Origin of the sequence: Burkholderia ubonensis, assembly GCF_902833085.1 — a bacterium.
GTDB classification, from domain to species: domain Bacteria; phylum Pseudomonadota; class Gammaproteobacteria; order Burkholderiales; family Burkholderiaceae; genus Burkholderia; species Burkholderia ubonensis.
Genome location: NZ_CADFEB010000002.1, coordinates 610,619 through 630,596, shown reverse-complemented (window position 1 = coordinate 630,596; position 19,978 = coordinate 610,619). Strand labels below are relative to the sequence as shown.

Annotated in this window: 20 protein-coding genes; 7 read left to right on the top strand and 13 right to left on the bottom strand. The window is 68.6% G+C overall.

Annotation, left to right across the window (positions count from 1 at the left end; genetic code table 11):
* Nucleotides 1–182 precede the first annotated feature (182 nt).
* Nucleotides 183–1,217 (top strand): sensor domain-containing diguanylate cyclase, encoded by a 1,035-nt coding sequence (locus HWX31_RS06925; RefSeq protein WP_174963956.1) that lies wholly within the window; start codon nucleotides 183–185, stop codon nucleotides 1,215–1,217.
* Between the two features lie 10 nt (nucleotides 1,218–1,227).
* Here HWX31_RS06925 and HWX31_RS06920 read toward each other — a convergent pair whose 3' ends face one another.
* From HWX31_RS06920 to HWX31_RS06905, 4 genes are all read right to left on the bottom strand, one after another.
* Nucleotides 1,228–1,704, bottom strand: a complete 477-nt coding sequence (locus HWX31_RS06920; protein WP_174964007.1) for a hypothetical protein — start codon at nucleotides 1,702–1,704, stop codon at nucleotides 1,228–1,230.
* A complete protein-coding gene (locus HWX31_RS06915; protein WP_244143669.1) occupies nucleotides 1,704–3,143 on the bottom strand; it encodes a phosphatase PAP2/dual specificity phosphatase family protein in 1,440 nt (479 codons plus the stop codon). The genes HWX31_RS06920 and HWX31_RS06915 overlap by 1 nt, the downstream gene beginning before the upstream one ends.
* A complete protein-coding gene (locus HWX31_RS06910; RefSeq protein ID WP_174963957.1) occupies nucleotides 3,140–4,906 on the bottom strand; it encodes a bifunctional alpha/beta hydrolase/class I SAM-dependent methyltransferase in 1,767 nt (588 codons plus the stop codon). Before HWX31_RS06910 ends, HWX31_RS06915 begins: the two co-directional genes overlap by 4 nt.
* 73 nt (nucleotides 4,907–4,979) lie before the next feature.
* Complete coding sequence (locus HWX31_RS06905) at nucleotides 4,980–5,585, bottom strand: CDP-alcohol phosphatidyltransferase family protein (protein ID WP_059616131.1); 606 nt, start codon at nucleotides 5,583–5,585, stop codon at nucleotides 4,980–4,982.
* Between the two features lie 450 nt (nucleotides 5,586–6,035).
* Between HWX31_RS06905 and HWX31_RS06900 the strand changes: the two genes are divergently transcribed.
* Together HWX31_RS06900 and HWX31_RS06895 are read left to right on the top strand one after the other, a co-directional pair.
* Complete coding sequence (locus HWX31_RS06900; RefSeq protein ID WP_174963958.1) at nucleotides 6,036–6,665, top strand: lysophospholipid acyltransferase family protein; 630 nt, start codon at nucleotides 6,036–6,038, stop codon at nucleotides 6,663–6,665.
* Between the two features lie 33 nt (nucleotides 6,666–6,698).
* Nucleotides 6,699–7,628, top strand: coding sequence for a phosphatidate cytidylyltransferase (locus tag HWX31_RS06895; RefSeq protein ID WP_174963959.1), 930 nt, complete (start codon nucleotides 6,699–6,701; stop codon nucleotides 7,626–7,628).
* Between the two features lie 47 nt (nucleotides 7,629–7,675).
* On the opposite strand, the gene HWX31_RS06890 is transcribed toward HWX31_RS06895, so the two are convergent.
* The 5 genes from HWX31_RS06890 to HWX31_RS06870 form a co-directional block, all read right to left on the bottom strand.
* Entirely contained in the window at nucleotides 7,676–8,479 is an 804-nt protein-coding gene (locus HWX31_RS06890) for a topoisomerase IV (RefSeq protein WP_174963960.1), read from the bottom strand.
* 268 nt (nucleotides 8,480–8,747) lie between these two features.
* Nucleotides 8,748–9,257, bottom strand: coding sequence for a DUF1269 domain-containing protein (locus tag HWX31_RS06885; protein ID WP_174963961.1), 510 nt, complete (start codon nucleotides 9,255–9,257; stop codon nucleotides 8,748–8,750).
* Nucleotides 9,258–9,492: 235 nt separating this feature from the next.
* Nucleotides 9,493–9,804 carry an AtuA-related protein gene (locus HWX31_RS06880; RefSeq protein WP_174963962.1) on the bottom strand — a complete coding sequence of 104 codons (312 nt, stop codon included), beginning with the start codon at nucleotides 9,802–9,804 and terminating at the stop codon, nucleotides 9,493–9,495.
* 1 nt (nucleotide 9,805) lies between these two features.
* Nucleotides 9,806–11,164, bottom strand: a complete 1,359-nt coding sequence (locus HWX31_RS06875; RefSeq protein ID WP_174964009.1) for an acyclic terpene utilization AtuA family protein — start codon at nucleotides 11,162–11,164, stop codon at nucleotides 9,806–9,808.
* A 24-nt stretch (nucleotides 11,165–11,188) separates the two neighbouring features.
* Entirely contained in the window at nucleotides 11,189–12,493 is a 1,305-nt protein-coding gene (locus HWX31_RS06870; RefSeq protein WP_174963963.1) for a CitMHS family transporter, read from the bottom strand.
* Nucleotides 12,494–12,591: 98 nt separating this feature from the next.
* Between HWX31_RS06870 and HWX31_RS06865 the strand changes: the two genes are divergently transcribed.
* A complete protein-coding gene (locus tag HWX31_RS06865) occupies nucleotides 12,592–13,485 on the top strand; it encodes a LysR family transcriptional regulator (protein WP_174963964.1) in 894 nt (297 codons plus the stop codon).
* Nucleotides 13,486–13,520: 35 nt separating this feature from the next.
* Here the strand turns inward: HWX31_RS06865 and HWX31_RS06860 are convergent, their stop codons facing one another.
* Complete coding sequence (locus HWX31_RS06860) at nucleotides 13,521–14,633, bottom strand: porin (protein ID WP_174963965.1); 1,113 nt, start codon at nucleotides 14,631–14,633, stop codon at nucleotides 13,521–13,523.
* Between the two features lie 199 nt (nucleotides 14,634–14,832).
* Here HWX31_RS06860 and HWX31_RS06855 point away from each other — a divergent pair, with 199 nt between their 5' ends.
* Nucleotides 14,833–15,540: a GntR family transcriptional regulator gene (locus HWX31_RS06855; protein WP_174963966.1), complete on the top strand. Its 708-nt coding sequence runs from the start codon at nucleotides 14,833–14,835 to the stop codon at nucleotides 15,538–15,540.
* A 43-nt stretch (nucleotides 15,541–15,583) separates the two neighbouring features.
* On the opposite strand, the gene HWX31_RS06850 is transcribed toward HWX31_RS06855, so the two are convergent.
* Nucleotides 15,584–16,894 (bottom strand): MFS transporter, encoded by a 1,311-nt coding sequence (locus tag HWX31_RS06850; protein WP_208456074.1) that lies wholly within the window; start codon nucleotides 16,892–16,894, stop codon nucleotides 15,584–15,586.
* 243 nt (nucleotides 16,895–17,137) lie between these two features.
* Here HWX31_RS06850 and HWX31_RS06845 point away from each other — a divergent pair, with 243 nt between their 5' ends.
* Complete coding sequence (locus tag HWX31_RS06845; protein WP_174963967.1) at nucleotides 17,138–18,004, top strand: alpha/beta hydrolase; 867 nt, start codon at nucleotides 17,138–17,140, stop codon at nucleotides 18,002–18,004.
* Complete coding sequence (locus HWX31_RS06840) at nucleotides 18,001–18,378, top strand: RidA family protein (protein ID WP_174963968.1); 378 nt, start codon at nucleotides 18,001–18,003, stop codon at nucleotides 18,376–18,378. Before HWX31_RS06845 ends, HWX31_RS06840 begins: the two co-directional genes overlap by 4 nt.
* 96 nt (nucleotides 18,379–18,474) lie before the next feature.
* On the opposite strand, the gene HWX31_RS06835 is transcribed toward HWX31_RS06840, so the two are convergent.
* Nucleotides 18,475–19,077 carry a flavin reductase family protein gene (locus tag HWX31_RS06835; protein ID WP_174963969.1) on the bottom strand — a complete coding sequence of 201 codons (603 nt, stop codon included), beginning with the start codon at nucleotides 19,075–19,077 and terminating at the stop codon, nucleotides 18,475–18,477.
* A 103-nt stretch (nucleotides 19,078–19,180) separates the two neighbouring features.
* Nucleotides 19,181–19,963, bottom strand: a complete 783-nt coding sequence (locus tag HWX31_RS06830; RefSeq protein ID WP_174963970.1) for a hypothetical protein — start codon at nucleotides 19,961–19,963, stop codon at nucleotides 19,181–19,183.
* Between the last annotated feature and the right edge of the window lie 15 nt (nucleotides 19,964–19,978).

Below are 19,978 nucleotides of genomic sequence, written 5' to 3'. Positions count from 1 at the left end.
TGAAATCGCCGAACGGCACAATGCCGGACGCTGCCGGCGCGGAAAATCGTGCACGGGCCCTGAATCCGGCAGGCGAAACGTCGACGGCGAGCCCGTTGCAGGCCGCGCGCCTCTGCGTAAGCGGCGCGTATGCTACCGCATTCCGCAACCGCCCGCCGCGTTTTCTTCGTGGAAAAACCAACGTGCATCAATCCTCAGACATCGCCATCCCGCCCCCGGAAACCCTGCTGCGCATCATCGCCGCGCAGACCGAAATCGCCCGGCTCGGCCTCGACCTCGGCAGCGTGATGGCCTACGTCGCCGACCTGATGCCGCGCCTCACGGGCGCGGCCGGCGCGGCGGTCGAGTTCGCGGAAGGCGACGACATGGTGTATCGCGCCGCATCGGGCAACGCCGCCGGGATGCTCGGGCTGCGGCTGCGGCGCTCGGGCAGCCTGTCGGGCCGCTGCGTGACCGAGGGCGAGATGCTGCGCTGCGTCGATTCGGAGATCGATCCGCGGGTCGATCGCGACGCGTGCCGCCGCGTCGGACTGCGCTCGATGCTCGTGATGCCGCTCACGCACCTCGACACGACGGTCGGCGTGCTCAAGGTGATGTCGCCGAGCGTGGACGGCTTTTCGCCGGCCGACGCCGGCACGTTGCGCCTGATGGCCGGGCTGATCGCCGCGGCGATGTTCCATGCGGCGCGCAACGAGGCGAACGAGCTGTACCTGCGCGCGACGCACGACGCGCTCACCGGCCTGCCGAACCGCGCGCTGTTCTACGACCGCCTGCGGCAGTCGATGCACACCGCGCTGCGCGGCAACGGCAGGCTCGGCATCCTCAACATCGACATGGACGGCCTGAAGCCGATCAACGACGTGCTCGGGCACCGTGCGGGCGACGCCGCGCTGCGCGAGACCGCGGCGCGGATGATGGGCGTCGTGCGGCGTTCGGACACGGTCGCGCGGCTCGGCGGCGACGAATTCGGCGTGATCCTGCCGAACATCCGCGGCCGCGACGACGCGCAGACGCAAAGCGACCGGCTGGCCCGCCAGGTCGGCGCGCCGTTCGAGTTCGAAGGCCGGCCGCTCGCGCTCGGCGTCAGCGTCGGGATCGCGGTGCTGCCGGACGACGGCACCGAAATGGACGCGCTGATCGAGCACGCGGACCAGGCGATGTACGAGGTCAAGCGGTCGCGGCCGCATCGCGCGCAGCGCGATGAAGTGACGGCGTGACGGGCTGACGTCAGGCCAGCACGCGCCAGATCCCCGACGCCGCGATCGCGGCCCCGACGACGAGCCACTGGACGACCGCGATCCATACGCCGGTCCGGCACAGGCCGATCGCGCCGCGCACCCGCGCATCGAGCGTGCGGCCGGCCTTCGTCGCGTCGATCCAGCCGAGGTCGGCGAGCGCGCGGTCGAGCGCGGCAAGCGCATCGGCGCCGGCGGGCTCCGGCGGCGCCGCTGCCGACACCGCATCAGCCAGCGCCGCGAACAATCTGCGGTCGATCGCGATCCGCACCGCGAACCACAGCGCCGCGACGCCCGACGCGGTGCTGACGCTCGCGAGCAGCGCCTGCGCGAACGGCGCGGCGCTCCAGCCCGACGCGACCCACCATCCCGCGCCCGCCGCCACGAGTGCAACGGCGACCGCCCACGCGCCCGCATCGAGCGCGCCGCGCGCCGCGGCGATCCGGTACGGCGCGGACCGGTCGCGCATCATGCGCCCTCCTCCGCCGCCCGGCGGTCGATCCAGTCCTGCAGCACGGCCACCGCTTCATCCGACCACACCGCGCGCGGCCGGACCGCCCGCACCGCGGCCAGCGCGTCGCGCGCATCGTGCAGCCCGCGCCGCATCGCGATCCATGCGGCCGCGCACAGCACGCTGCGCCCGTAGCCGAGCGCGCAGCAGACGAGCACGTCGCGCCCCTCGCCGTGCAGGCGCTCGAGCGCCGCGACGGCCTGCTGCAATTGCCGCGCCGTCGGCGCGACGAGATCGAGCTGCGGCACCGTCGCATACGCGCACGACGGGTCCGCCGCGGCCCAGCGCGGCATCTCGGCGGTCAGGTCGACGACGCCGGTAAAGCCGTGCCGCCGCAGCTCGCGCGTGGTCGGCGTGCGGCCGATCGACACGCGCTCGTCGAGCCGCGCGGGCGCGGGCCGCCGGAACGTCCACGCGCGCGAGTTGACGAACGCGCCGGCGATCGTCGGTGCGAGCAGCCATTGCATGAACGGCGGGAACCGGCCGTCGGCGTCCTTCTGGAACGCGCCCGGCGCGCCGCGCCAATAGATCCATGCGACGCACGCGAGCGCCAGCGCGACCCACCCCGCCGCCAGCGCCCAGCCGGCCGCGCGCGCAATGGAAGCGAGCGCGAGCAGCGCGAACAATGCGACAACGCCCGCGCCGAGCGCATAGCGGCGCGCCAGCGCGCGGCTCGCCGCCGAGGGCGCCATGGAAGGCGCCGCGTCCGTGACCGGCCGCCGGCCCGACGTGTCGCGCAGCGGGAACAGGAGCAGCGCGAGACAGCCGACCGCCGCGCCGGTCGGCACGTCGATCACGTGATGCTGGTAGGTCGTCAGCACCGACACGCCGATCGCCGCGAACCACAGATGCAGCGCGGCGCGCGCCAGCGTGCCGCGCAGGTGCGTTGCGTAGACTGCCCACAGCACGACGAGCAGGCCGATATGCAGCGACGGCGCCTGGTTGAACGGCTTGTCGAAGCCCATCAGCAGCGTGAACAACGCGCCTGCCACGCCGCCCGCGTCGGGCCGCTCGAAGCCGAAGCGCAGCGGCCACGCGATGAAGCACGCGACCGAGATCAGCTGCACGGTCAGCAATCGCTTCACGTGATCGAGCAGGTCGTCGCGGCGGGTCCAGAAGAAGAACGACAGCGCGTACAGCAGGTCGATCGACCAGTACGGCACGATCGTCCACGGCACGAACGGGATCGCATGCTCCCAGCCGAACGCGAAGGTCGGCACCGCGGCGCGCCGCGCGGCGAGCCAGTTCGCGAAGCCGTAGCTCGAGAAGAACACCGCGCCCATCACCGCAAGCCAGCGCAGGCGCAGCGCAAACGACGCGTCGCGCGCACCGGCCGCCGCCGGTGCAGGTGCAGGTGCAGAAAGGCCGCGTGCGCCGCCGCCGAGCTCGCTCGTCACGCGTCGACCCGCTGCGCGAGACTGACCGTGAAGATCCCCATCTCGTCGATCCGCTGGTCGAGCTTGCGGAACCCGGCGCGCGCGACGAGCTCGTCCATCTCGGCCTGCGAGCGGCGCCGCATCACCCAGGTCGCGTCGCCGCGGTGGTTGTTCAGCGCGCGCGCGATGAACTCGAGCTGCGGATGCCACGGCTGCCCCGTGTAGACGAGATAGCCGCCCGGCGGCACCGCCTGCGCGAGCCCGCGCAGCGAGCGCTCGATCAGCGCGTTCTCGCCGAACAGCTCGTAGAGGCCCGACACGATCGCGAGCGTCGGGCGCGGCTCGAGCGTCGCGAGCGACGCCTCGTCGAACGCGTCGCCGCGCTCGAAGCGCGCGATCGGCTCGAGGCCGCGCTGCGCGATCAGCACGCGCCCTGCCTCGACGTTCGGCGGGCTGTAGTCGCGCAGCGTGATGTCGTCGGGCGCGGCGCCGTCGCGCTCGGCCGCCGACGCGATCGCGTCGAGCACGTAGCGGCCGTGCCCGGCCGCGATGTCGACGATCCGCACCGGCGCGCTGGCGCCGCGCAGCCGCGCGATCGCCGCGCCGATCAGTTCCTGCAGGTGCAGCTTGCGCTGGCGGATGCCGGCCCAGCCCGGCGAATCAAGATAGGTGCGGTCGATCAGCCGGCCGACGCCGAGGCGCCCCTGCGCATGGTTGCGGTACACGTAGTCGAGCGTCGAGCCCGAATCGAAGCCGAGCTTCAGCCCGAGCGCGATGCCGTCGGACAGCGCGCCGCCCGCCTTCAGCCCTGCCCGCGTGACCGCCCAGTAAGCGCGCGTGAGCGGATTCGCGGGCGGCAGCTGGAGCGCCGCGTATTCGTCGTGGAACGCGCCGCGCCGGTCGGCGTCGGCGAGCGACACGCACGGGCTCGGCGCATCGAATTCGCGCAGCACGAACGCGCGCAGCGGCGCGAGCGCCTGCGCGCGGTCGCGCTCGCCGAGCGTGTCGTGATAGAAGCCCGGCAGCACGATGCGCTCCTTGCGCGCCGCGCCGAGGCGCTCGTAGAAGCGGTCCTGCGGGCCGCGATGGACGACCCAGTCCGCGCCGGAGATCAGCAGCTGCGTCGGCACGGTGATCGCCGCGGCGTCCGCGACGATCCGCTGCGCGGTGTCGTGCAGGTCGAGCAGCATGTTGACCGCGATCGGCCGCGTGATCAGCGGATCGGCCGCGTAGCTCGCGATGCGCTCGGGGTCGTGCGTGAGGAATTTCGGCTTCACGTAGCTGTTCACGTAGAACAGCCCGCGCAGCTTGTGCATCAGCCTCAGGCCGGGCCGCGCGAACGGCACGTAGAGCTTGATGCGGAACGCCGGCGACGCGACGACGAGGCAGCGGATCGGCGGCGCGTAGTCGTGCGCCCAGGTCGCCGCGAGCACCGCGCCGACGCTCTGGCCGACCACCGCCATGTCCTCGATCGCGATGCCGTGCGCGTCGCGGATGTGCTCGACGAAGGTCTGCAGGTCGCGCACCGACGCGGCCGCGCTCGGGCTGTAGCCGCGCGCGCCCGGCGAGCGGCCGTGACCGCGCGCGTCCCACGCGAAGAACGCGAATTCGGGCAGGTCGAGCTCGTCGACGAGGTGCGCGACGCGCGCCGAATGCTCATGCCCGCGATGCAGCAGCACGATCGCGCCGCGGCAGCGCGCGCCAGTCGCGGGCCAGTGACGGTAGAACAGCGTTTCGCCGTCATGGGTGGTGAAGTCTGCCTCGCGGGCGATGCGTGCGCTCATGCGTTTTCTCTCGTTTCGTTATTCGAATCTATTCGACGCCACCCCACGACGCCGTTCCCCGGCGTTGCCCGGGTCAGCCGCCCGCTTCGGCGACGCCGGCCCGCACGCGCCGCACCACGGTCACGACCGACAGCACGATCAGGAGCCGCCACAGCCATGCGGCGATGCCGCCGACCGGCAGGCCGACGCCGATCCACAGCGCGAACGCGCCGAGCGCGAGCGCCCGGTCGCTCTTGCCGAACGGGCCGTCGTAGCGCCGGCTCGCGCCGGCGAGCGGCCCGATCAGCCCCGCGCCTTCGACGATCACCGCCAGCAGTGCGAACAGCCAGACGTCCGCTTGAGCGAACGCCGGCACCGCGAGGAACGGCAGCACGAGCGCGACGTCCGACACGATGTCGCCGAGCTCGTTCAGGTACGCGCCGAGCGTGCTCTTCTGCCCGTGCTCGCGCGCGAGCATGCCGTCGATCGCATTCAGCGCCATGCGCAAGAACAGCCACAGCGGGATCAGCAGGAACAGCGCCTTGGCGAGCCCGCCGAGCCCGGCGAGCGCGCCGACGACGATCGAGCCGCCGGCGGCGAACAGCGTGACCTGGTTCGCGGTGACGCCGCGTTCGGCAAGGGAATCCGCGAGCGGGCGCAGGCAGTTCTGGAATTTGGGTTTGAGTGCGTAGAGGCTCATCGTTTTATTCGCACGGCTTGCGGGACGTCTTCGCCGGTCATGCCCCGGATGGCGGAGAGGTCGTATCAATGGACGGCCATAATCGTCGCCGAGCGGCCATCGTGCGTCAAGCATGCCGAAAGGTGTCGCGCGACGCCCGACGCCGCGGGCCGCGGGCCGCGGGCCGCGGCGCGGCATTCTGGTGTTTTTCGCGGAAACTCGCGATAATCCGCTGGCCCGAATGCCGCGCCACATCGTATTCGCCGCATTCGCGCACCTGTCCAATAGCGGTCATTCACGCCGTTCATCGCGACTTCCGCCGATTATCGCGGGCCCGCGACAGGCATTCACAAACTTGAAAATAGTCAAATATGGGCCGTCCGGCGCGCCACGCAGCGCGCCGGCATTCCGGGAACCTGCCCGCCGCAGCGATGCGGCGCGGCAGGCATGCGAACAGGAGGCGCGTCGCCGATGAACATCCTGCATGCTTGGCAACGCGATTTCCTGCTGTCGATCGTGCGCCTCGTCGCCGGCGCGTATCCGGTCTGGCATCAGGCGCCGCCCTCGCCGACGCAGAAAATCTACTTCTCGAACCATACGAGCCACATCGACACGCTCGCGATCCTCGCCGCGCTGCCGCGCAACGTGCGCGCGGTCGTGCGGCCGGTCGCCGCGCGCGACTACTGGGACAGCAGCGACCTGAAGCGCCACATCGCGCAGAAGCTGCTGAACGTCGTGCTGATCGACCGCCACCGCGAAACCGGCGGCGACCCGCTCGACCCCGTGCGCGACGCGCTCGCGCAGGGCCATTCGATCATCATCTTCCCCGAAGGCACGCGCAGCGCGGAAGCGCTGCCGCAGCCGTTCAAGAGCGGGCTGTTCCATCTCGCGAGCGAGTTCCCGAACGTCGCGCTCGCGCCGGTCTACCTGGAGAACCTGCAGCGGATCATGCCGAAAGGCGCGATCTGGCCGGTGCCGCTGATCTGCAAGGTGCACTTCGGCGCGAACGAGGCGCGCGGCGACCAGGAGGACAAGCCGTCGTTCCTCGCCCGCATGCGCGACGCGATCGTCGCGCTCGCGCCGCAGCGCCCCGCAGGCTGAACGCCGCGCTTCCCTTCTCATCCGGACTTCGATATGCGTACTCTCTTCTGGGAACTGGTCGCGGGCGTCACGGCCCTCCTGGCCGTCGCGACCGTGATCGGCGCGATCCTCGGCGCGCGCAGCGGCGGCGCGAGCGCGACCATCGTCAACCTGAACCAGCGCATCCACGCGTGGTGGGCGATGATCGCGGTGATGGTGATCGCGATCGGCCTCGGCAACAACATCACCTACCTCGTGTTCGCGCTGCTGTCGTACCTGACGCTGCGCGAATTCATCACGCTCACGCCGACCACCGCGAGCGACCACACGACGCTGTTCATCGCGTTCTTCGTCGCGATTCCCGTGCAGTACCTGCTGCTCGCGATCGACTGGTACGGGATGTACTCGATCTTCGTGCCGGTGCACCTGTTCTTCGCGATGTCGCTCGTGTCGGCGCTCACGCAGGACACGCGCGAGTTCCTGAGCCGCAACGCGAAGATCAACTGGGCGCTGATGGTCTGCGTGTACGGGCTGAGCCATGCGCCCGCGGTGCTGATCCTCGACATTCCGCACTACACCGGCCAGAACGCGCTGCTGCTGTTCTTCTTCCTCGTCGTCGTGCAGATCAGCGACGTGCTGCAGTACGTGGTCGGCAAGCTGTTCGGACGCCGCAAGATCGCGCCGCGCCTGTCGCCGTCGAAGACGATCGAGGGCTTCGTCGGCGGCGGCCTGCTCGCGACGCTGTGCGGCGCGTCGCTGTATCGCGTGACGCCGTTCAGCTTCGGCGCGGCGTTCGGCATCTCGCTCGCGATCGTGATCGCGGGCTTCGTCGGCGGGCTCGTGCTGTCGGCCGTCAAGCGCTCGCTCGGCACGAAGGACTGGGGCTCGATGATCGCCGGCCACGGCGGGATGCTCGACCGCGTCGACTCGATCTGCTTCGCGGCGCCGGTGTTCTTCCACCTCGTCCGGTACCTGTACGTGTGATGCGCGGGCGGCACGACCTGCCGCCTCGCATTACGCGCGCGCCCCGCTCAATACCCTTCCTGCAATGCCTTCGGCACGACGTAGCGGCCGCGTGCTGCGTCGAACTTCACCGTGTAGCGCGCATGGATCGCCCGGTTTCCGCGCGAGCCGGTTTCGGTCACCGTCAGCGGATAGACGTCGTCGCTGCCGCTCGTATCGGGCGTGATCTCGAAGCGCCGCGCCTCGCAGTGCGCCTTCGCATTCGCGCAGTCGTTCGACGCTGAATTGTCGAGCGCTTCGTTGATGCGCGGCGCGGCCAGCACGAACCCGTTGCCGCGCGGCAGCCAGATGCTGCGCATGCTCACCGAATAGCCCTGCAGCGTCACGCCGTCGCTCAGCACGAAGCCGAACAGATGCGGCCCGAGGCGCTGGATGCTCACCGTGCCCGGCTCGCCGTAGTTGCCGGACGCGATGTCGGCTTTCGTGATCACCGGCGCCAGCGCCTTGCCGTCCCGCACGGGCTTGAGCACGTACAGGTCGACCGCGCCCGTATCGCCCTGGGAATCCATGCGCGGCGTGCCGTTCTGCACGCTGGCGGCGGTTGCGCCGCACATCGCGAGCAGGTAGCGCGGGCCGTCCGGCGTGCTCACCCGCAGCGACGCGCACGGCTGGTAGACGTTGTCGCCGTCGACGGGCTGCCAGCCCCGGCGATCGGCGCGCCACTTGCCGTAGGTGTCGCGGATGAAGCCGTGCAGCAGGCGGTCGGGGGGCGTAGCGTCGGCCGCATGCGCGGCTTGGGCCGGCAGCGCGGCGCACAGGCCGCAGCCGGCAATCGTCAGCAGTCGGCTGACGCGGCGGAAAGTCGAGGTCATCTGAAATGCGGGCCCGTCGGAGTGTCGTTGTTCTTTCTGTTGGCGCAGCCGTCGGCGGCGCCATCCCGGAATCGCGACAGCTTATCAGGATGGCGTGCCGGATCGACGGGTGCGATGGGTAGTCGCTCGGGCCGACGCACGCGCATGCGGCGGCCGATCGCGCGTCGGTCAGGCACCGGCGCGCGCAAAAGCGGCGCGGTCGGCACGCGCGCCGCCACGCCGCGTCATCGCGCAATCAAGCGCGCCGTCGAGCGCACCGCCCGGCGGCTCAAGGAAACGCCGGGATCGTCGGGTCGTGCCCTTCGACGTCCGCTTCCGGATGGTGCTTCTTGATCAACGCCTCGATTTCATCGACGCGATCGGTCTTGACGTCCACCATCAGCAGCAGTTCGCCCTTCTCGACCGCACCCTCGAAGCGCTTGAGCCGCGTATTCGGCACGTCGACGCCGATCATCGTCGCGGTCCACGCGCCGAACCCGGCGCTGAGCAGCGTGATCAGCACAACGGCGCCCGCGCCGAACTTCAGCCCTTCCGGATGGAACACCAGCGCGGCGAGCCCGACCACCATCCCCACCAGCCAGCCGACCAGCGTGCCGCGCCCGAGCGCCGGCAGCAGGTCGCTGCGCTGCGCGAGCGTCGCTTGCGGCAGGTTTTCGGTTTTCACGCCCGGCGCCGCCAGCACGTGGACATGGCGCCATTCGACTCGTTTGAGCAATAACTCGTCGATGATCCGCGTCGCACTCTTCGCGTTGGGCAACAACACGTAGATTCTTCGCATTTCCCGCCCCTCCTTCCCGTGCCCGCGAACGGCCGCGACACGCGCGTCGCGGCGCGCCACGCCGGAGCTTGCGCAACCGTGGGCCGCAGTCCTTTCATATTAGTCGCTATCCCTGTCCGTGGCTGTCCTCATCATTTCGGCCGGCCAGCGTACGATCCCCGTTTCGCTCGATGACGGGGTCGAAGCGCATCGCACGCGCCGACGCGTACCAACACGGCCGACCGATCGGCCCCGCTCACGCCGGCGCCGGCACCTCGATCGCGAGCAAGGCCGAGCTGACCGACTTGCCGTGCGCATCGAGCGCGAGCGAACGCGTGACGCCGCCGCCGAGCGCCGCGCCGAGCACGAAGTTGAACGCAGCCAGCTTCGGCAATTCGTGACGCACGACGTCGCCGTGCACGATGTCGGCGAGCCACGCCTTGACCGCGTCCGCGCTCAGGTGCGTGCGCAGATGATCGTAGTGACGCGGATCGTGGCAGATCACCGACACGTTCAGCGTGTTGCCCTTGTCGCCGGTGCGCGAATGCGCCAGTTCCCGCAGCTTCATCTCAAGCCTCCACGAATGAAAACGACGGCGTGACGGCCGTGCGCGGCAACAGCACCGACTGCACCGCGATCACTTCGCGCGTCGCCTTGACGACCCCGCCGCCGCCCGCCGGGCCGTTGGTATAAAGCGTCTCGACCTCGTTGCCGATGCGCAGCGCTTCGTCGGCCGTCGCCGCGCGCCCGGCCACCCGCACGCGCACTTCGGCCGGCTCGCCGGGCTCGGCCACCGCGGTGCCGCCGTACAGCGAATCGACGCCGATCAGGTCGAAGCGCAGCTCGCTCGCGGCCACGCCCGTCAGCGCGAGGCGCTCGCGGACGATGTCGAGCGCGACGCGCGCCCGCGCCAGCGCGCCGGGGCCGCCGTACGAAATCTGCCCTTCGCCGATGAAGCCGTCCGCATACGCGACCGACACCTTCAGCGTGTCCGGCCGCGCAACGCCGCGCCCGCCCGTCACGCGCACGCGATCCGGCGCCTCCTCCGTCACGTCGACGCCGCTGAAATCCGCGATGACGTCCGGCTGCAGATAGCGGGCAGGATCGTGAATCTCGTAGAGCAGCTGTTCCTTGCAGGTCGCCGCGCTCACACGGCCGCCCGCGTGCGGCACCTTCGTAATCACGACCGAGCCGTCCGCGTCGACCTCGCCGATCGGAAAGCCGAGCCGCGCGAGGTTCGGCACGTCCTTGTAGCCGGGGTCGGCGAAATAGCCGCCCGTCACCTGCCCCGCGCATTCGAGCAGATGGCCGACGACGGTCGCCTGCCCGAGCGTGCGCCAGTCGTCCATGCGCCAGCCGAATTCATGGATGAGCGGCGCGGCGAACAGCGACGGGTCCGCGACGCGCCCCGTCAGCACGATGTCCGCGCCGGCCGCGAGCGCGTCGACGATCGGCGCGGCGCCGAGGTACGCGTTCGCCGATACGATGCGGTCGCGATACGCGGCGACGTCGTCGCCGGTTTCCTCGAAACGGAACCGCCCTTGCAGCACGACGTCGAGCACGTCGTCGCCGCCGACCGCCGCGATCTTCAGCCCGCCGAAGCCGAGCGACTGTGCGATCTGCGCGGTCCTGCGTGCGGCCGCGTGCGGATTCGCGGCGCCCATGTTCGACACGATGCGCACGCGCCTCGCCACGGCAACCGGCAGCACGGCCCGCATCCGCGCGTCGAGCAGCGGATCGTAGCCGAGCGCCGGATCCCTGCGCTTCGCCTGCTGCGCGATCGCGATCGTGCGCTCCGCGAGGCATTCGAACACCAGGTAATCGAGCCGGCCGTGTTCGGCGAGTTCGACGGCCGGTTCGATCCGGTCGCCCGAGTAGCCTGCGCCCGCGCCGATGCGTACGCGCTTTCCGGGTTGCATTGCTGACATCATTGCACCGTCATCAGGTAGGACTCACAACGAGAAGATTCCCAGCGCGACGCACGCGACCGTCATGACGATCGACGCGCCGAACAGCAGCGGGAACGTGAATTTCTGGTGCTCGGCGAGCTCGATCCCGCACAGGCCGACGACGAGGAACGTCGCGGGCGTCAGCGGACTGACGGGAAACCCCGTCGTCATCTGGCCGAGCAGCGCCGCCTGCCCGACATGCACGGCCGGCACGCCGAGCTGGCCGGCCACTTCGGCGACCACCGGCAGCACGCCGAAGTAGAACGAATCGGGATCGAACACCATGCTGAGCGGCATCGACAGCAGCCCGAGCACGACCGGGATGTGGCCGGCCATCGACGGCGGCACGAAGCCGACCGCCGCCTGCGCCATCGCCTTCAGCATCCCGCTGCCCTGCATGACGCCGGTGAACACGCCGGCCGCGAGCAAAATGCCCGCCATCATCAGCGCGGCGCGCGCATGCGCGTCGATGCGCTTCCTCTGCATGTCGACGTCCGGATAGTTGACCATCAGCGCGATGCACAACCCGACCATGAACATGATCGCCGGCGGGATCTTCTCGCCCATCACGACCATCGTGCCGAGCACGACGAGCGTCAGCGCGAGGTTGAACCAGAAGTTGCGCGGCCGGCGCAGCGCCTGTTCTTCCGGTGTCAGCTCACGCGTCGGCAGCGGAATCGACGCGTCGTGCCGCGCGATGCCGAGGCGCTTCTCCTCGCGCCGGCCGAGCCAGTACGCGGCGCCGAACACGAACACGAGGCCGATCGCCTGCACCGGAATCAGCGGATTGAACAGCGCCGACACCGGCAGGTGCAGCGACGCCGACGCGCGGATCATCGGCCCCGTCCACGGCAGGAAGTTGATGCCGGCCGCCATCGACACGGCCGCGGCCAGCACGCGCCGGTCCATCTTCAAGCGGTCATAGAGCGGCAGCACCGCCGGAATCGTCACGAGGAAGCACACGGCGCCGGAGCCGTCGAGATGGATCAGCAACGCGAGCAGCGTCGTGCCCATCACGATGCGCGTCGGCCGCGTGCCGACCGCGCGCAGGATGCGGTCGATGATCGGATCGAGCGTGCCGGCATCGGTGATCGTGCCGAAATAAAGGATCGCGAACACGAACATGCCGACGACCGGCGCGAGGTTCTTCAGCCCGTCGACGACGAACTTGCTGGTCTGCAGCCCGAAGCCGCCGATCAGCGATGCCGCGATCGGCACGACGATCAGCGCGACGAGCGGGGACATCCGCTTCGACAGGATCGCGCCGAGCAGGACGGCGATCGTGACGAGCCCGAGTAATGGCAGCATGCTTGTCTCCAACCATTGTCTTTTGTTGGAGACGAGCGTAAGGTCGGCGCAGCGATAGCACAATTGAAATGATTTGATCGCAGCAATTACGACTTGTTATGGATCTGAATCTTCGCGACATTCGTGCGTTCGTCACCGTCGCGCACGCCGGCAACTTCACGCGCGCCGCCGCGCGCCTCCATCTGTCACAGCCCGCGCTGACCGTGCAGATCCGGCGGCTGGAGGAGATCGTCGGCGCGCGGCTGTTCGACCGCAACAGCCGCAGCGTCGCGCTGACGCAGACGGGGCGCGAGCTGCTGCCGCTGCTGCAGCGTTCGCTCGACGACATGGAGCGCGTGCTGCGCGATGCGCGCGCGCTCGGTGAAGGATCGAGCGGCACCGTCCGGCTCGCGTGCCTGCCGACGTTCGCGTCGAGCGCGCTGCCGGAGCTGATCCAGGCGTTCAGGCGGGACGTGCCGCTCGCCGGCTTCGAGATTCGCGACGGCGTCGCGAGTCTCGTCACGTCGCTCGTGCGCAACGAGGAAGCGGATCTCGGCCTGACGGGCGGCGACGCGTTCGATGCGGCGCTCGAGGTGCTGTATGCGGGCTCGGACCGGCTGGTCGCCGTGTGCCCGAAGGATCACGCGCTGGCGCGCAAGCGCCGCGTCACGGCCGCCGACGTCGCGCGCGAGCCGCTCGTGCTGACCGCGCAGGGCACCAGCGTGCGCAGCGTCGTCGATGCGGCGCTCGACGCGGCCGGCTGCGAGCCGGACATCGCGTGCGAACCGACCTACATGACGACGGCCGTCGCGATGGTGCGCGGCGGGCTCGGCGTGACGATCCTGCCCGCGACGGCGCGCGAAGTGCTGACCGAACCGGCGCTCGTCGCGAAACCGATCGACGATCCCGCGTTCGTGCGCCCGATCGCGTTGATCCGCAAACGCGGACGCACGCTGCCGCGTGTCGCGGAAGCGTTCGTCGCGTTGATGTTGCGGGAATTGAAGGCGGTGTGAACGATGCGCCGCTCGCGTGATCAGCGCGTCCGTACTCAGAACTTGTGCCGTATTCCCATCGACACTGAAACCTGCTGACGCGTCGCCGACGGCGAGTTGTAGTAGATCTGCGCATGGTTCGCGTCACCCGCCGCGCGTTGAAAAATGCCCGCCAGGAAGAGATCCGTCCGCTTCGACAGGAACCAGTCGACGCCGGCATCGACCTGATGCCATTTGGGCCGCTTGCCGGCAGGTTCGGAGCGACCGTCGGTAAAGATGTAGCCGATGCCGACCAACAGCGTCGGCGACAGGTAGTCGGTCACCGTCGCCTCGTAGTTGTCGAGCGTCAGCCTCGACCGGTCGACATAGTCGAAACGGGATTGCGTGTATAGCAGCGATACTTTCGCGCTCCCCAGCGCATACGATCCGCCGATGCCGACCATCCGCTGCCGGTCGACACCCGCGCCTGCGTCGCTCGCCACGAACGGTGACGTGAATCCATAGTCGCCCGATACCGCCCCCGCGGTATTCGCCGCGTCGTTGGGGCGATTGACGACGTGATAGGCCATCGCGGCGCTGAACGGTCCGCTTGCATAGGTCAGCGCCGCGTTGAAATCGCGATTGCGGGAAAACCCCGCGGCCTGGTTCGAGATGCCATACGCGGACAACAACTGGAAACCGGCGACGTTCGCGCTCTTGTACTGGATCGTGTTGTTGATGCGGAAGGTCGGAAAGACGTTGTCGTTGTCGCCGATCGGGGGACCGTAGGTCGCGAACTGGACGGCTGCCTCGTAAGCCCCGAGGCTTTGCGCCATCGTGTCGGTCTGCCGACCGAACGTGACCTGCCCGAATCGATCGTTGGCAATCCCGACCAAGGCCTGCCGGCCGAACAGGCGCCCTCCCTGGCCGAGCACGCCGGTCGACAGGTTGAATCCGCCCTCCAGCGTGAAGATCGCGCGCGTTCCGCCGCCCAGCTCCTCCTTCCCGGTCAGGCCGAACCGCGGCGACTGCTGGATGCCGCTCGCCAGTTGCCACTGCGCGTGTCCGCCCGCATTGTTCGTATACATGACGCCTTCCGACAGAATTCCATACAGCGTCACGCTGCTTTGTGCATGAGCCACGCCGGCCAGCGCCAGCGCAAGGCCGGGCAATATCGGTTGTTTGTTCATTCGTCTCCTCGCGCCTGATGGTGGATGACGTGCGCGGCCGCGCACCGTCAGTGCACAAGCTATAATTTATAAATTATGATGTCTATATAAATATATGGGAATTTGCACAAACCATGGTTTCCCCTGACGACATCCCGAATGTGTATACTTCGCGGACGACAACAGGCAGGCCCGCAACAGCGGTTGCGGAGGCAGCACGATGGGACAACGCGCACAATCGCTACAACGGACTGAAGCGGACGCCCCGAAAGCCACGCTTTCGGAACAGGCGTACGACTATCTGCAGAGCGACCTGCTCGCCGGCGTCTTTTCCCCTGGAGAGAAGTTGCGCCCGCAAGCGCTTCAGGAACGGTATGGCGTCGGCATCAGCCCCATTCGCGAGGCGCTGATGCAGTTGAGCTGCGACGGACTCGTGGCCAACGAGGGCCAGCGCGGCTTCAGGGTCGCCGGCGTATCGAAGGAAGACCTCTTCGACATTCTCGAAACGCGCAAGAAAATCGAGAAGGACCTCCTTGCCGACGCGATCAAGCGCGGCGACGAGGAATGGGGCGCGCAGATCACGGCAGCGTTCTACAAGCTGGTCCACACGCCGCTGCCCGCAGACCACGACATCCCTGCCGCCAATCGTTGGGAGCTTGCGCACCGGCGGTTCCACGCCGCGCTGCTCAGCGCGGCCCGTTCGGAATGGTTGCATCGCATCGACGAGCAGCTCGTGCGGCATTCGGAGCGCTACCGCCGGATGCGGATCACGGGGCCGCTGCCGAAGGAAATTCTTGCGCGCGACATCGTGACCGAACATCAGGCGCTGATGGAGGCTGTGCTCGCGCGCGATACGAAGCGGGCGCAGGCATTGCTGCTCGCGCACATCGACGAAACCGCGCAAGTCGTCGCGCAATTCCTGTCCTGACGCGCCAGACGGACAACGGCCGTCTCGGCAACTGCCCGGCCCGTCACCCGATCGAACGCGATGCGGGTTCGACCCGCCCTCCCGGCGCGACCGGAAACGGCAGCACCGCTGCCAGCAACGCGGCGATGGCAACGCTCCCCGCCATGAAGAACAGCGCGTTCGCGAAATCGGGCGAATGGCCGCGAATCCAGCCGATCACGTACGGGCCGACGAACCCCGACAAGCCGCTGATCATGTTGACGAGCGCAAGACCGCCGGCCGCGGCGCGCCCCGTCAGGAACGACGACGGGATCGACCAGAACACGCTCAACGACGCGCCGATGCCCAGCATCGCCACGCATACGCACGCCATTGCGGCGACCGCCGACGGGGCAACCGCGCTCGCCGCGAGGCCGAGACTTCCGATCGCGAGCGGCAACGCAAGATGCCAGCGGCGCTCGAGCGTGCGATCCGAGTGGCGGCCGTTGACGACCATCGCCACCGCGCCGAGCAGAAACGGCACTGCGCTGAACAGGCCGACGCGCATCGTCGACATCTCCGCAATCTGCCTGACGATCTGCGGCAGCCACAACGTAATGCCGAAGAAACCAACCCCGACCATCAGGTAGAGCAAACCGAGCAGCCACACGATCGGCTCGCGCAGCGCGTCGCCGAATCGCTCGGTTCCAATCGACGCGGCCGCCGCACGATCGCGCTGCATCGCGTCGACCAGCCACGCACGCTCCGGTGCCGACAGCCACGTCGCCTGTTGCGGTTCGTCCGACAGGAAGCAATAGGTGACCACGCCCAGCGCGACTGCCGGCACCGCTTCGACGATGAACATCCACTGCCAGCCGGCCAGCCCGGCCGCATGGTCGATCGACATGATCGCCGCGGACAGCGGCGCGCCGACGACGACGGCGATCATGTTGGCCGACATCACCTGTCCGATTGCCCTCGCGCGCCGTTCGGCCGGGAACCAGCGGGTCAGGTAGTAGAGCACGCCGGGCAGAAACCCGGCCTCCGCCACGCCGAGCAGAAAGCGGATCGCAACGAAGCTCGTCGCATCGAAGATGAACGCCTGCAGCGCGGACACGATGCCCCACGTGACGATGATTCGCGTCAGCCAGACGCGCGCGCCGAACCGCTGAAGCGCCAGGTTGCTGGGGATTTCAAACAGGATGTAGCCGATGAAGAAGATGCCGGCCCCGAACCCGTAGAGCTCGGGCGTGAAGTGAAACGCCTTCGTCATGTCGAGCGCCGCGAAGCTCACGTTGACCCGGTCGAGAAAATTGACAAGCCACAGCATGAACAACAACGGCACGATCCTGAGCGTCGTCTTGCGCATGGCGTCGGCGGCCACGAACTGATTCATCGGTGTCTCCTGGTAGTCGTTCGGAACCTCGCGCCGTTCCGGTTCGCGAGGCGCGGACGAATCGCCGGCGCACGCCGCCGACCATCATCCGCTGCACGGATTGTTCAGCCGCAAAAAAACGCGGTCAATATAAATTTTCTATTTTGTATAAATTTTCAGGTTCCCCTATCATACGAATCCTTCAACCCAGCCGCGCAGGCAACCGGAATGCCGAACGCGTGGCGCGATCGACGAGGAGGTCGAATGATCGAGCCGGTTCTTCAACTGGAAAAACAGATGCCGCTCCCCACCGCAAGCGCCGAGGCCTATGCCGAGACCGTGCTGCGCTGGGCACGCGAGATCCCCGCCGACGCCGGCTTGCGCAACATTGCCTATGGGCCGCATCGCCGGCACACGTACGACGTCTTTTACCCGCATGACGCTGCCGGCGCGCCTGTCGTCATCTTCTGGCATGGCGGGGGCTGGACGAACGGTCACAAGGAATACGGCTGGTTCATGGCCGAGCACGTCACGCGCCTCGGCGCCGTGCTCGTCCTGCCCAACTATCGGCTTGCGCCGGAATCCCGCATGCCGGCCGCGCTCGACGACTGCACGCAATTGCTGCGCGCGCTTGCCGAGTCGCGCACGTTCGCGGGCGACATGCGAAACGTATACGTCGCCGGACATTCGGCCGGCGGCCATCTTGCCGCGCTGACCGCGTTGCGCGCCAACTCCCGGCGCGTGAATCCGGATGACGCATGGTCGATCCGCGGCTGTGCACCGATCAGCGGCATCATGGATATCAGCCATCCCGCCCCCGCGCCCGGCAGCCTCGAAGCGCGCGTCTATGACATGGTGCTCGAGCGCGCCGATGACGACGGCGTATGCAGTCCCGCCTGCTGGGCCGCCGGCAACGCCATCCCGTTCGCACTGCACTACGGCGAACGCGATTCGCCGCGCGTGATCCGGTCGAATCGCCGGCTGGCCGCGTTGCTCGCTTGTCAATCCGCACCGGTTTCGTGCCACGTCGCCACACGGCTCGACCATTTCGACACCCATCTGGCATTGCGCGATCCGGATTGTCAGTGGTACGAATCGTTGAATGCACTCATCGGAGGCAGACCGCAATGAAGGAAGAGATCGATACCGGGCTGCCCGCACTCGGCCAGCCGTTTTCGTGGGCCGTGCGCGCCGGAGATCTGGTATTCACGGCGCATGGGCCCGTCAGGCACGACGGCACCATCGAGACGGGCCCGATCGACGTGCAGGCGCGGCTGACCTTTGCCAATCTGCGACGCGCGCTGGAGGCCGCCGGCGGCTCGCTCGACGACGTCACACAGGTGATGATCCAGATGACCGACATCGCCGACATGCCGGCCATCGACCGCGTGTATCGCGAGTTCTTTGCGGCGCCCTATCCCAATCGCTCGAGCGTCGCCGTCCATGCGCTCGTGGTGCCGGGCATGGCGATCGAGATCGTTGCCAATGCCGTGCTCGGGAGATGAGCGAATCCCGGACGGTCTGTTGCGACGCGGCGCGTGCGGTTCGCCCGTATGCGCCGCCCTGTCCGTGTCGCCCCCAGGGCGACGCGGGCCCCGGCGCTACTGCGACGGTGCCGCGTCCCGCGCGCCGGCATCGACCGACAGCGCCTCGCCGATCGCATAGAAATTGCCGCCCGCGATGTAGTGCAGGCTGCGCAATGCCGGATCGGCCGCATCGAAATGCCAGTGGCCGTCGTTGAACACGCGCGTGTCGGACCACGCGCCGACGACCTCGCCGATGAACAGGTCGTAGGTCTGCTGGTTGTGCGGCTCGGGAATCAGCCTGCACGCGAGCCAGCCCGAGCAGCCGGCGACGAACGGCAGGTCGTGCCCTTCGACGTCGAACAGCGTCACGCCGGCTTCACGCAGCTTGTCCGGCCGCTCGGCGAGGCTGTGGCTGCCGACCGCATGCGTGAGCGTCAACTGCGCGGCGGTCGGGATCTGGATCACGAACATGCCGCTGCGCTCGACGAGCTCGCGGGTCTTCGCGCGCTTGTCGAGCACGACCGTCAGCTTCGGCGGCATGAAATCGAGCGCGCAGGCCCACGCGGCAGCCATCACGTTGTCGGTGCCGCCGTGACGCGCCGACACCAGCACGGTCGGGCCGTGATTGAGGAGACGGTAGGCCTTCTTCAGCTCCACCGGAGCGATATGACTGTCCATTCGGATTCTCTCGAAACGATGCGGTGAACGCCCGCATTCTCGCACCCAATGGACCCGGCGGATCGAATCCACCTGCTTGCTTCGCGTGTATTCGCCCGCTTCGTCAGCGCCGCCCGGCCGCCCAGTCGATCGCCGCGTCGAACAGCGCGAGGCCGGCCGGCGACAGATTGACGAACGTGTCGTTGTCGAGGAAGAACATCACGCGCCGCGCCGGCGCGAGCGCTTCGTAGTCCATCGTCGCGCCCTTTTCGTACGCGAAGATCGCGGCCTTGTCCGGCTGCCCGTACACGGTCGCGATGATGCTCGCGCCGAGCCCCGGCTTGCCCCAGCTCATCGGCGCCTGCTTGCCGTACACGTTCGTCACGCCGGCCGGCAGCCCGGCCGCGACCGGATGCGGCGCGTTGACGAGCCACACGTAGCGTTCCTTGCCGGTTTCGCCGAAGTCGACGTCATGACGCTTGCCCGTCATCGCGAGATCGTCGAGCAGATCGTTTTCCCAGGTCACGAGCGGCTTGTCGAGCGTGCGCCAGCCGGCCGCGACGTGCTTCGACGACACGGTCGACGAGATGATCACCAGATCGGCGTCGCGCGCCGCGTCGGGCGTCGCGGCCTGGTCGACGAAACGCACCGCGTAGCCGCGCGTTTCCAGATGCGCGCCGACGCGTTCGTCGACCTTCAGGTTCGGCCCGCCGAGCTGCACGAGCATCGCGACGCGCGTGACGGCGGCCTGCGTGTCGGCTGCGGCGGTCGCGCTAGTCGCGGTGGCCGGCGCAATGCCCGCGACGCTCATCCCCAGCGCGAGCGCGCCGCTCGCGATCGCGCGCAGTGCGCCGCGCCGTGCGCGCGACAGCCCGCGCACCGGTTCGTTCTTCAGGTTCGTGTTCATTGCGATGTTCTCCAG